Source organism: Priestia sp. SIMBA_032, assembly GCF_046535215.1.
Classification (GTDB): Bacteria; Bacillota; Bacilli; order Bacillales; family Bacillaceae_H; genus Priestia; species Priestia aryabhattai.
Genome location: NZ_JAWRXD010000049.1, coordinates 1 through 12,403, shown reverse-complemented (window position 1 = coordinate 12,403; position 12,403 = coordinate 1). Strand labels below are relative to the sequence as shown.

Here is a 12,403-nt window from a genome sequence, read left to right as displayed (position 1 = left end):
TTTTTTAGCTCAATGCTTAAATGAGGTGTTTGTTAAAGAGAATATACTTTTTCAAGTTACTGTTTCATTAGGCAATGGAATTACGTAAATGAGTTGTTCCTTAAAGATCATATGCTGCATTAAAAGCTGCTTTTTCCTTCTTCATATGGCGGGATGTATATTCGTTTACATCCCGTTTGTGTTATACGGAATATCTCAACTAATTATTAAAAAGAAACATCATAGAAACTCCTTTCGATTGCTTATTTCTTCCTTCTACCTTTCAAGTATGAAAAAATAGACATCCTTCACTTACCCTTCAAACTTTTGCTTTTTTTAGCGTTCCATTTCTTGAACTGTACTCCTTTCTTTTAAAATTGTGCTCCACTATTCCGTGCAAAAAATCTCTTAAATCTATTTTACAATTTCTCTTTTCTCCCTTTGTCATAATCCTTTATTTCTTATCGGTCCCCCCTCCTTTTTAAGTTAACTTTTATAAATTCCTAGGAAGCAATGGTCTTTTCTTTCGCTGTTTTTCCAACAGCAATCAGATTGATATTTTGTAAAAATAGATCCATTACATTCGTTTTCTTCCTATAAGTTGTGGTTCCTCACTATAAAAGAGAGAAGAGCATAAGGGGTTTTTGCCCCCACCATAGGTGTCGGGCTAGGCAGAGCCTAGCAAAACCGTGGGTACAAGAAAACCTGTTGAATGTGAACCTGCTGTTGACCTAACCCCTGCCATGTGAACCTACTGTGAACATAAAAAATCAGTGATGGGAACCTGCTGTGAACATAAAAAAAACACATGTTGACCTACTGTTAACATGTGTTTTTTCACTTCATGGCTAAATCTTGTTGCTTTTCATTCAATTTTTGAAGCTTCTGTTGTAAACTTTTTTGTTCATTTTTATAGAGCTGAATGCTTGCATCACTCGATTGAATGGCGTCCTTTTTTATCGCAATTTTTGATTTCGTATCGGCTTTTTCCTCTTCCACTTGGTACTTCATATCACGTTGTAATTCATTCATTTCCTGTTGCGTTTGACGATTATGTTCCGTTTCTACCATAATCGTTTATAGGATAAAAATTGATTTATAAATGATAAAAAAGCACGCGTAAATCACTTTTATTGTAAGTGAAAATAAACCGCAATTTTAACCATGAACGTACGAAAGAAAATAAAAAAAGATTGCTTGCTTCTGTATTGTTTTTCAAAAAAACACTTCAAAATGAAGTGACCCTTGAGGGGACATTTATCAAATATGAGGGTGCGGCGAAGGGGTTTGTGGCACAAATGTTGTGATTACTGAAGGGTCTCTGAAGGGACTATCCTTCAATTTGAAGGTGCGCTGAGGGGGTTCCTTGAAGATTTTGCATGATATCATGGTTTTGCTAGGCTCTGCCTAGCCTATCACACCCTGTGATAGCAAAAACCCCTTATGCTCTTTTCTCTATTTTTTAAAAGGCACCACTATTTTGGGGATTTCAAATAAAATATAGGAAGTAAAATGAGAACTGTTAATCTTACTACTGTTAAAAAATTGATGGGGAAGTAAAGAAATTCGAACAATCATGACAGCAATTTTGAAAAATCTGGTTCGTAAATTAGCTATTTTTAATGAATAATTCGACTGGGAAGAACACCTTAAAGTTTTAATTAGGGCCGGCACTAAAATGGTGGAGTGCTGTGAAAATTTCAGGATAATCTCCAACCTCATACTTCGACAAAAAAGCAGCTTCTACATGGAGTAGAAATTGCTCCTATCATATTTTCAACATGCTGCATAGGGTGATTTTTTCTCACCCTCTTTCCAAAAAAGGACTACAAAAAATCACCCTACTCAGGAGAACCATTTGCGATTATCATTGAAAATGTACGAATCACTTATTCTTCAACTTCGTCAAAAATCTAGCATTATAACATACTTTTAAATATTTAGGGAGGGGTAAAAAAATACCCCTCCCCAGATTCCACAAATTCAGCTATGATGGAGTCGACTCCTAAAGAAATAACAAACGGATCGTAGCTAAAAATACTTGTTTTGATATATTTTGCTAATTTTTATTGAATTATGAGACTAGTTAACGCTATAATAAAACTAACAAAAACGTGCGGATAGAAAAAAGACTTCAACTGTTTAAGTAGTGTGCAACCACTCTTAAACCGTTCCCCCTAATTACGGTAGGGAAAACACTTGTCGAAGTCTCTTGTTAATGGAGTTAGTTTTGTTTAATTTAAAACTTATGGTTTTATTTTATACGAAATTGACATCTATTTCAAGGGCTTAGTTTATCTTAATTGAGGCATTGTTTTCCTTTTACAAGGGAGATAATGTCTTTTTTGTGTTCCTTAAAGGAGAAGATGAACAAATGAACAAGATATTAACTTGCTATTTACCCGATGTAAATACCTTCAACGGACGATTCAAATGGTTATGGAAAGAAAAGCCTACCCTTCGTAAAAAGAAAGAGGCGTTTTTAGAAACCCTTCGTACATACTTTAAACAACAACAAGAAGCCCTACATAAAGTATTCCCTAAAAAACGGATGGAAATGTTAGATTACGTGATTTATAACCTTGTTGCTACAGGCATTCAAGCGATTCACTCAAAAACACTTATGGAAAAGTTTGATGTATCCCAAAGTACCGTTTCTCGCTTTGTGAAATCGTTAAAAGCAACACCGTTTATAATCGTGGCACGTTATATCAAAGAAGATACGACAGGTGCTCATCCTGATAGCTATGTGTTTATCCTTAAAAGCCATAAGAATTTTGATCAAATTTGTGAGGAAATCTTTTTTGCACACGATACAACAGGTATTCAAACGCTTCAACAAGAAGAAATGACAACTCCTGTGACAACTCCTGTGACAAGTCCAGAAAGTGCTGAAAACGTTGATACACCAAGCTTAGAGGGCGAAAAAACGTCGTCCCCCTTTATTAACCTTGATTTACCTAAAAATCATTTAAATAATCATTTAATATCTGCTTCACAGTCATTTGCTTATATCGTAGGTGTTCCTAAGAAAGTAAATAATGTGTATGCAGGAAAATATGGTCATCAACTAAAAGACTTTTATGCTCGTATTCAAAATGCTGCAAAAGCAGTAAAACGAGATACAGAGATTGAGATTGTCAAAGAACAAGTACATGAAGTTGCTTATACAGCCATTGTTGGTTTAGATAAATATGTCCATGAAGCGAATCACAAGGGTACTACCCTCTCACTGGATGAAATGTGCCGTCTTGTTTATCAAATTGCATTCAATCAATTTACGAATCTACTTAAAGGGAATACAGAACAACAAACATCTGAGTCAGACATACATACTGAAGCTAAGACAGCTTTATTAACGCCTAAACATATCATCCGCAAGGAATTGGTTCCTGCTTGGTTAAAAGCTGAACAGGAGCAAAATGAGTGTACACAAGAAGAAACTATTTCTTTGGATCAACAGCTTGAAATGATTCAGTTAAAGCAAGATTTAGGGCAAGAACTAACGTCAGAAGAAGAAAACTTACTCAAAGAGCACAGTTCTACGTACAGTTCGTTAGAAATGGCGCAGCTAAAACAGGATCTAGGACAAGCCTTAACACCACAGGAACAAGCTTTATTGCACCAACAGGACCAGTTAAAAGGCTCAGCTTCCTAATTCAAAAGTGAAGAAATCCCTTGGAAGCTGATGTTTACTAAGAGTATTATTATTTAGAACATACTTCTAAATAATCAATATATAAAACTACGTAGGAGGAGATCACTATGCCACATAAAATGACCCTAACAGGATCTGCGACAGGACCATTACGAGAATACGATCGCTACGTTGCCTTTGATATGCGTGAAAAAGGTTCACCTGCTGCTCCTAAAGGACTGAAGAAGAGTACGTTTATTTCGTATACCGTGTTTGTTGCGAAGAAAGCCTTTAATAAAACCGGACTAACAAAAAAGAGTATTATGCATGAAAAGATCTTAATTCAAGGGGAACCAACACTAGATATTCCGATTGACGAGTGCCCTGGGGAAATTGGTATCATCTGCTTCCAGATTACCGTTCTCCCGAATAAAAACGACAAAGAAGCCAATGAGGCAAAAGATAAGAAAGAAGCCCAACAAGAGGTTTCTAAGGCTCAACAAGAGGTTGTAGCTACCAAGCAGGAAGAAAAACAAGATCCTGTTTCTCAACCTATAGCAAAAGAAGAGAAAAAGGACGCTAAAACGGTACAGCCAGAAGTGAAAAAAACACCTGTACAAGAGCAAAAGGCTGCGCCACCAAAGAAGCAGCAACCTATTCAGCCGAAAGGAACAAAGGATGTTGTGAGTTTTGATGATATTATCGTTCCTGAAGCCTTTTTAAAGACACGTCCAAACCCTGTGAAAACAGAAGAAGTCATTGAATTCGTAAAGCGCACAGGACACCTTGATAAGCCGTTAACGATTGAAAAAGGATCGAAAGTATTAAAAGATGGTTATCGTCGTTACATCGTAGCTAAAACCATGAAAATGGACAACGTTCCGGTTGTCTATGACGATCAAAAATAACGTACTATCTAAGGAGGTAGCTATGAATACCAAATATATGTCAGAGTTTGGACTGCAAACATGGGCTTATCATCTAAGCATGAGTTACCCTTTTGATCTAGATTATTTATCGTCAGATGATCGAAGATATAATATTTACGTGGCTACACTCATCCCAAAATTAAATATAGATGAAGATTCTGTCCAATTCTTTGAAGATTATATACGTTTTGACGTAATTGTTGGAACAGGAGAACATACTTCAAGAGAGACACTGGACATTTCTATTTTTTCGGATGATATGCCAGAATTTGATCACAGAAAATTTGAATTTGAGTATGAGAAGCCACGTAAAGCGATGGTATTCACAGGTTGGGAAAAAGGCCCTGTCGAATTAAATCTCCTTCATGTCTACCGTGAGGATTCAAAGTATTACCTAGATACAGAGATTGTTTATATTGGACAGGCATTTGGAAAATATGGAGAGCGTCTTCCTGCTGAAGAGTTAATGTCTGATCCTACGTTACAGAAGGTAGAAGAAGCTATTTTACGTGAATATCCAGAAAAAGATCTAGCCCTTCTATTATTGGAGTTCAAATCACAATTATTAGAGGAAATAGACAGTGAGGACGAAGATCTACTCGAACTACAAGAAATCACAAAGAATCCGCCTCTGGAATTAAATAATCAAATCATAGATGTAACGGAAGCAGCTCTAATTAATTATTTCAAACCTGAGTACAATGAGAAGTTCAACATTGATTTCCCTAGTGTAGAAGATTACGGTTTACATTATCGTTCCATAAACGTACAGGTTCATCCTGATATTATGGGGTTAAAGCTATACTCAAAGGAAAAGACATACCTATCAAATGAACGCATTGTCTCTTCTCTTTCACACTCGAATAGCCAAAAGGAATTTTAAAGCTACAATTAAACAAGCTCACACTACAAATATATAATAATCTCAAAATGCCTCTGTATGTTATTCTATACAGAGGCATTTTCTTTTTGAAAAATAATGAATTACTAAATCAACTCAAGTTCACCTTTAGTTGAACTTGATATTTACGAACAAGTTCTATTCCCCGTAAGTTAAACATGAGTTAAACTAAATAGCACGCAAATAGCGCTATGATATAATAAAAAGGATTCTATACATATACAGAGAATAAGATTAGATATTATGTATTCAGGAGGAAGAATATGAACAACAAATACGGTGTATTCGCTAAAGAAGTATATATGCACCTAGATATCAACCCTGCAACCCTTCGAAACTGGAGTTCTATGATTGAGAGTCATGGGTATGAATTTGAGAAAAATCATAAAGGACAACGTATTTATTATCAGCGCGAGATTTTCGCACTTGCGAATTTAAAGACTCTTTTGGCTCAAAGAGAGAGTTTAGAAAGCGCAACAAAAGCCGTAGCAGCAAAGCTTATTGAGGAAAAAAGCGCAGAAAAAGCGATAAGCGCTATTACTGAAAAAGAAGAAGATGAAAACTCTATAACGCTATCCAAGAGTGATTTAGATAACTATATTGATAATTTGGAAAGGAAATTTAGTGACTTCATAGCCAAACGAGATGCTTTATTTTTAGAAGAAATGCAAAAACGAGATAAACTACTTCTTGAGGCGATCACTAAGATGCAATTACAAGTTGCTGCTAGTAAAGAGGCAATAGAAACGAGCATTAACGATGACAATAAAGATGAATATAAAAATGAACATACAGATATCATCTTAAATGAAATTAAAGAGCTGAAACAACAAATAAGTGCTTCACAAGCAGAAGGAAAAAAAGGACTATTCCAGAAGCTTTTCGGGAAGGATTAAGAAGCGCTACTATTCCTATAATAGCAACGTTCAGAGCGCTAAAAAGCGCAAAAAAAGCGATATGCGCTTTTGAAATTATTCGTTTTCAAATATAAAAGGAATATGCACAACAAAGACCGCCCATTATGTATTAGTATATAAGGCGGTCTTAACTGTATTCATGCTATATGATTATGACAAAAATATCGACAGTATTCTAAATAACTTCTGACTTTTATTTATTAACTACTGTATAGGCATTTTATGAGCTTCATACTTCTTTAACTAACTGCATTCTTTAATGTCCTAATATAACCTATGAGTCTACACCCGTCCAATATGTGTATTTTGTTCGTCAAAGTGAGTATTTTTCTTCTCATTTTAGGCAAATATACTTTTAGGAGGTTGATTTAAATGTTTGGACTGGGTAAAAAGAGAAGTAAGTTAGGTAAGTTTCTTGATAAACATAGTATCACTACTACTGAATTTTCTAAAGCTTGTGGAGTTAGCCGAAAGACAATAGGCATAGTTTGTAATGAAAAAGATTATATTCCTCGACAAGATATAATAAAGAAGATTTTAAAAACAGTCCGTAAAGTAGATAGTAGTGCTAAGATAAATGATTTCTGGGATATTTAAATAGATGTAGATATGTAGGTAATGTTAAATACATATTGGTAATTATATATCTACTAAATAATTAAAACCTAACTAATATAGTTAGGCTTTGAAATGCAACTTAATATAAGTATTTATGCTTAAGTTAAATTGATTCTGATTCCATTTGAAGAAGATTGTTCTCTTAGCTTCGCTTGTTTTTGTTGCTTCTGGGGATTTTTATATTTCTCCATTAATTCATGAATACTTGCTGCTTGTATAATGCGGATATGTTCAGAATTAACAGCATACCGAACAGGTGTAATCAAAATGACAGAGGGGAAGATAGGTGACCGTTCTTCTAGCTGCCAATGCAAAGATCTCCACTCATCCGAAAAGAAAAACTCTTCATAGAGCTTAACCTTCGCTTGCATTTTCTGTTCTGAATACCGATTTCGTTGAATTTCAATCCAAAACGGAGATCCTTTAAAAATACAAAAGAGATCCGGTTCAATCCCTCCTTTTCGTCCAGTGGGCTTATCTTCCACAATGACGTGTTTAGGTACACTATACGTACACATTTGTTTATAGACATCCAAGATAGAAAGGAAATGTAATATTTTTTGAGAGTTCTTTTTGATTTTGGCATCTACAGGTAAATAGACCGTCGGAGAATACTGCTGTGTGCGTTCAATGAGCCCTAATCGATACAAACGTACCATCACGCTATTACATGCATTTACGGGCGATTTCAGTTGTTTAAAGATCAGGTCCACTAATGAGTCTCGATCCACGGCTCTAAATTGATTAATAAACGCTATGATGTCTTTATCACGTTGAGATAAACGGAAACTCATCGCTGCTCCTCCTTCTCTAATAAACCAAAAATAGACTGTGATACCACTTCTAGTTCTGGTTCAGGGTCTTTTACGAGCGTTTTATAAGGTGAAAGTATTTCCTTACAAGCTCCTTCATCTAAGAAGTAGGCTTGAAACTCTTTCACTTCATCAATTTTAATTTTCATACGCCCCCTGGCTGCAGCATCAATTTCTTCTGCGCCCATTACTCCGGCTACTTTTGCATTTATCGCATCGGCCTGCCTTCCAGAGATTCGAACTCGCAAGTTTGCTTTGAGTGCTGAATTCAACAAATCGGCATCTGGACGCTGCATGGCAATAATCGTATGAACACCTAACGCACGACCTTGACTCGCAAACTGTTGAATCATCTCTACAAGCTCCGTTTCTCTCTTCACGATGGACATTTCATCAATTACCACAACGATACGAGGCAGCTTAAAAGGTAGCCTGCTGATATGAGTGACCCCATGCTCTAACAATAAATCGCCTCTTCGATACATTTCGGCTCGTAATAAGGCAAAAGGTTTTCTCATATCCTTAGCCTCAAAACAAAGCGCATCCACATGCTCAATACCATGAAATAGCCCCAAATCAGCTCGTTTAAGATCCACCAACACTAAGCGCAAGTCTTCAGGAGAGGCATATTTTACCCATGTTGTGAGGATCACACGCATGAGACTGCTTTTTCCTGCTCCAATTTCACCCGATATTAGCAAGGTTTCCAAATCCGCAAAATCCCATGAAACGGGGTTTCCATAGATATCTTGACCAATGCATACGGGAAGCTCCATTTTTTCTATGTGAGCATGAATGGCTTCATAACTATAATTGAGCATCTTTGGTAAGCTTTTGTGATGAACAGTGATGCTAAAATTTTTCAGGCTGCCGTTTATTTCGATATTGCTGCCTAATACTTGCCGTAATGCCCACCTTTTTTTCGTTAAAAGCTCAGGCTCAATCCCATTCAGTAAGGAAAAGTCGTACCGTGTATAGGTGTGATGATGATCGATTTGATGAATTTTCGGAAACAGATAGGAGGTACGGTCTCCACGTTTCACCACCCGGTAAATCTCTGCCGTACGAAACGCTTCAATCAATTGGCCACGCAATTTGAGTTTTTCAAACATCAATATTCCTCCTCAAAACATAAAGGTCGCAAAAAAGTAAATCAAGGCGCTATAGAAGGTAACAGGCAAGATAAAGCGCATGACCTTAGCGAACTGATCAACAAGATCGATGACACCCCATCGCTCTAATATTCGTTCGATGATCGCAATTCCTAAGACAATGCCTCCTATAGTAAGAATGGTGGGGTCAAGCATGGCTAGTGGACTAAATGGAACAAAAGAATAAGCCTTGAAGGGACGAGGTCTCGTAAGAGATAGTTTGTGAGGTGGAGAGAAGATTTTTCGAAAGGTAAATCCTTTTGTTTTTCTCATGCTGGTACCTACTTTCATTCTTTTTATTTTTTCGCCTTTTATGTCTCAGTTATTTCAGCTCACCCCATCCGGTCGCCCCCTTCGCCTCTTCGGCTCAGCTCCCTTACAGATTTCACAAATGGCTTCAACAGGGTTATAAAGCTTGTATTAACGGGGTAGCGATACTGAACTAGCTACTAATTAGATAACGGAGTTACAATACTTTAGATACTATGTAGCTACTGCAGGAAGCTTGCCTGTCCAGTCGAAAAATAAAAAGGAACCCTTACTGCAGTAGGGGTTCGGTAGATAGTGATGTAATAGGTGCTTGATTTTTATATGCTAAGGGTTGGCCTAGTCGCTTATATCTTTATCAAGTGGACGAGAGGTCAAAAGATGTTCAAGTGCCTAAAGTGGAACGTATTGATAATCAGTGGAAGCATAGTAAACCGGATTCCGCGTGTTTTAAAAAAAGTTAAAACACGTTAAAAGAGAAGCAGGTGGCTCACAAAAACTTTAATTAACAGGGCGAATAAATAAAGAAGGCTTTTTTAAAGCCTTCTTTATTTATCAACATATAGCATATAGCTAAGGGTTTTATTTTTTTCTTGTTAAAACAAAAGCTACAACATAAGCTATTAATAATGAGATAACAGCAGCCATGATAATTTTTATGTACGAAAATTCTAAAGCCCACGGTCCATATTTTTCTGGATTGAAGCGATACATAGACCACCATTGTCCATTGGTTCCTGCCGATAGCGATATAATAATCCATAAGAAAAATAAAACCAGAAACCATAGTGAAAAAATAATATAGTTTGATTTTTTTTTATTCACCTGTAAGTCCTCCATAAATATTATTAAAATTAACTTATTGTTAAAGGATGAAACATGGGTTATTAATATTTTAACTTCTACAGGTTAACCTTACCATATCAATATAATTATGTAATATTAAAAAAGGGATAGAATTGAACTTCTATCCCTTTTGCTTTTTATTTAACTGGTTTTAAAAAGTCTAACCATGTTAAAGATATGTCTCTTATCCCCTTTTTTCACAAATTCTTTACACTTCATAGAAGTAGATCCCGATCCATCCAATACAATAGAGTTAGCAGAATTTAACCCTAACTGTTCAACGGCTTTTTTTAGTCCCGGAATACTCATCGCTACCTCAGTAACAATCAAATAAGCATATGAACCAGACCATGCTAAAACAGTACGTTGAGTAGGAGCAGAATAAGCTTTAGTTCCCCATGCTTTTGAAGAATAATCCATACCACCAATGATTTGATTATATTTAGGGTATTTAGCAGCAACATTATCACGAGTTTTAGCATACATAGAAGTCATCTTTTTCGTACCACTTACTGTATAAATAACAGCTGTTTTTCGAGAAATTGGGTTAGATGAAGTATTATTATAGTTGTAGTTTTTATAAAAAGTTTTTCCTCCTACTGTAATTTTCTTTCCACTTTCCCCAGTGTCTACACAAATAGCACGAGAAGCATTTGGAGTTTTATGATAATCTCTGCTGTCAAAGAACGCGCCATTAATTCCATAGTAAGAAGTGTCCGTTAGGGGCTTACAGATAGTCTCAGTGCAAATATTAGAGATTTTTGTTTTAATTACATGAAGCTGTGGACGTCCGTTTAACCATAATTCCTTAGAGTATTTGTAATTTGTTGCCATGAAGAATTCCTCCTAATTTAAAGTGCTTTTGTTATTTACACCTTATAAAGGGTGTTGAGGAAGAAATAAAACAACCTTCTTACAAAAAAATTATTGTTAATTCAATAAAAAAAAGCCTAGAATGGCTTTTTTATTGGTTTATTAATGTGAAAAAACTAGGCGACTTGTGTAAAGTATCGCTCTTCATCTTTCTTACAATTGATTCGCGTAAATTTTGTGCAAGATCTTCTCGATATTTTGGATGAGTTTCTCTTAAGGATTTCCTTAATTTATATTCTAAACAAATAAGAACTTCCTCAATTTCTTCATTTGTATAAAGCATAATTTATCTCCTTTTAACCTAATTATCTTTATTTATGTTTGGAAACTCTCTCATAGTTTCTGCTAATTTATCTATGGCGCTCTTTAAACTCTCTAACCGATTTTCAAACCTAAGCAACAGGTAGATTGCCAGGGCCATAGGAAACCCAAAGTTACCGATAAGCTGAATTATATTTGTAGAATCAATCACTTAAATCCCTCCTAAGTTTTAACAAAGTTTTATTTCGAGTTCTTGTAATATATTGTTGACTTACATTTAAATAACGGGCTATTTCAACATCTTTTAAATCCTTAATATAAGCAAGGTATAAAATCTTTTTTTGTTTTGAAGATAACTTTTTAATGGATAAATATAGCGATGGGTTTTCGATGTAGTCTTCCAAGTTTTTAGAAGGTACTTCTTCAGTGAAATAATTCGTGGAACTATCTATCAACAAATCAATTAATGTTCCATTGTCGCTTTCAGGAGCTGGTTTATCTAATATGCTTAAGAATCGTTTGTTGTAAGTTCTGTGTTTATTATCAAACTTTTTAGACTCAAAATGTATAACTTTAGAGAAATAAGAGATTGCTCGTATCTTTAGATAATATTTCTTAAATTTATTATCCAATTTCTGTTCATTCTTTTGTGTAGGCTCAAGTTGATATTTTTTAAATAAACTGTAATTCTCTTCTTCTTTTAAAAAACCTTGAATTAGTGGATTTTTTATCTTAAGCAAACAAATAACCTCCTGTTAAGAACATATGTTCTGTATTTTAGCAAAAAAATTTAGAACATCTTAAAGTGTTCTAGTTAATAAAGTCTTTTTAAACAAAAAAAAACAACCTATATCTAAAATTTTTACTTTTTAAATAGCCTTAATTACTAATTCAGGCTATTAATTATATCATAATTATGGTTATTATTCAATAAAAAGGAATTGATGACAACTCTAATAGAAAAAACTTTTTACCGGCGCAAAAGGTACATGATCGTAAGAAAGATGCTTATTTGAGGAAGCAGGGATATACAGTCATGAGGGTGAGTGGCAGGAGTATTGTAAAACATATGGCTCAAGTTCTAAAGAAAGTAAAAACAAGGTTGAATTAAAAAAAGAGAAGGCTAAAACGAGGTCACTGAAAAACTTTCGTTTTTTAACCTCATATCAGTATGGCAAAATAAAAAGGAGACTTTCTGTTCATTCATGAACG

15 protein-coding genes are annotated in these 12,403 nt (G+C 35.1%); 6 read left to right on the top strand and 9 right to left on the bottom strand.

Annotated features, from left to right (window positions below; translation table 11 throughout):
• Window positions 1-816: 816 nt before the first annotated feature.
• Window positions 817-1,011, bottom strand: a complete 195-nt coding sequence (locus tag SB717_RS32895) for a hypothetical protein (protein ID WP_410906964.1) — start codon at window positions 1,009-1,011, stop codon at window positions 817-819.
• A gap of 1,342 nt (window positions 1,012-2,353) precedes the next feature.
• Between SB717_RS32895 and SB717_RS32890 the strand changes: the two genes are divergently transcribed.
• The 5 genes from SB717_RS32890 (at window position 2,354) to SB717_RS32870 (ending at window position 6,960) form a co-directional block, all read left to right on the top strand.
• Window positions 2,354-3,637, top strand: coding sequence for a replication protein (locus SB717_RS32890; protein WP_410906962.1), 1,284 nt, complete (start codon window positions 2,354-2,356; stop codon window positions 3,635-3,637).
• Between the two features lie 107 nt (window positions 3,638-3,744).
• A complete protein-coding gene (locus SB717_RS32885; protein ID WP_410906960.1) occupies window positions 3,745-4,524 on the top strand; it encodes a ParB N-terminal domain-containing protein in 780 nt (259 codons plus the stop codon).
• A gap of 22 nt (window positions 4,525-4,546) precedes the next feature.
• On the top strand, window positions 4,547-5,428 hold the full coding sequence (locus SB717_RS32880) for a hypothetical protein (RefSeq protein ID WP_410906958.1): 882 nt from the start codon (window positions 4,547-4,549) through the stop codon (window positions 5,426-5,428).
• Between the two features lie 281 nt (window positions 5,429-5,709).
• The gene (locus tag SB717_RS32875) at window positions 5,710-6,342 is read left to right on the top strand and encodes a MerR family transcriptional regulator (protein ID WP_410906956.1); all 633 of its coding nucleotides are present in this window, start codon (window positions 5,710-5,712) and stop codon (window positions 6,340-6,342) included.
• Window positions 6,343-6,735: 393 nt separating this feature from the next.
• Window positions 6,736-6,960: a helix-turn-helix domain-containing protein gene (locus tag SB717_RS32870; protein WP_074684090.1), complete on the top strand. Its 225-nt coding sequence runs from the start codon at window positions 6,736-6,738 to the stop codon at window positions 6,958-6,960.
• Between the two features lie 119 nt (window positions 6,961-7,079).
• Here the strand turns inward: SB717_RS32870 and SB717_RS32865 are convergent, their stop codons facing one another.
• The 8 genes from SB717_RS32865 to SB717_RS32830 form a co-directional block, all read right to left on the bottom strand.
• On the bottom strand, window positions 7,080-7,775 hold the full coding sequence (locus SB717_RS32865; protein WP_410906954.1) for a hypothetical protein: 696 nt from the start codon (window positions 7,773-7,775) through the stop codon (window positions 7,080-7,082).
• A complete protein-coding gene (locus tag SB717_RS32860; RefSeq protein ID WP_410906952.1) occupies window positions 7,772-8,905 on the bottom strand; it encodes an FtsK/SpoIIIE domain-containing protein in 1,134 nt (377 codons plus the stop codon). The genes SB717_RS32865 and SB717_RS32860 overlap by 4 nt, the downstream gene beginning before the upstream one ends.
• Before the next feature lie 12 nt (window positions 8,906-8,917).
• A complete protein-coding gene (locus tag SB717_RS32855; protein WP_410906950.1) occupies window positions 8,918-9,235 on the bottom strand; it encodes a hypothetical protein in 318 nt (105 codons plus the stop codon).
• Window positions 9,236-9,793: 558 nt separating this feature from the next.
• Complete coding sequence (locus tag SB717_RS32850; RefSeq protein ID WP_013060114.1) at window positions 9,794-10,036, bottom strand: hypothetical protein; 243 nt, start codon at window positions 10,034-10,036, stop codon at window positions 9,794-9,796.
• Between the two features lie 162 nt (window positions 10,037-10,198).
• Complete coding sequence (locus tag SB717_RS32845) at window positions 10,199-10,891, bottom strand: hypothetical protein (protein ID WP_410906948.1); 693 nt, start codon at window positions 10,889-10,891, stop codon at window positions 10,199-10,201.
• 130 nt (window positions 10,892-11,021) lie between these two features.
• Window positions 11,022-11,213 (bottom strand): hypothetical protein, encoded by a 192-nt coding sequence (locus SB717_RS32840; RefSeq protein ID WP_013060116.1) that lies wholly within the window; start codon window positions 11,211-11,213, stop codon window positions 11,022-11,024.
• An 18-nt stretch (window positions 11,214-11,231) separates the two neighbouring features.
• Window positions 11,232-11,402 (bottom strand): YvrJ family protein, encoded by a 171-nt coding sequence (locus SB717_RS32835; RefSeq protein ID WP_013060117.1) that lies wholly within the window; start codon window positions 11,400-11,402, stop codon window positions 11,232-11,234.
• Complete coding sequence (locus SB717_RS32830; protein ID WP_207372809.1) at window positions 11,395-11,931, bottom strand: sigma-70 family RNA polymerase sigma factor; 537 nt, start codon at window positions 11,929-11,931, stop codon at window positions 11,395-11,397. The genes SB717_RS32835 and SB717_RS32830 overlap by 8 nt, the downstream gene beginning before the upstream one ends.
• A gap of 296 nt (window positions 11,932-12,227) precedes the next feature.
• Here SB717_RS32830 and SB717_RS32825 point away from each other — a divergent pair, with 296 nt between their 5' ends.
• On the top strand, window positions 12,228-12,302 hold the full coding sequence (locus SB717_RS32825; RefSeq protein ID WP_242647260.1) for a hypothetical protein: 75 nt from the start codon (window positions 12,228-12,230) through the stop codon (window positions 12,300-12,302).
• Window positions 12,303-12,403 lie beyond the last annotated feature (101 nt).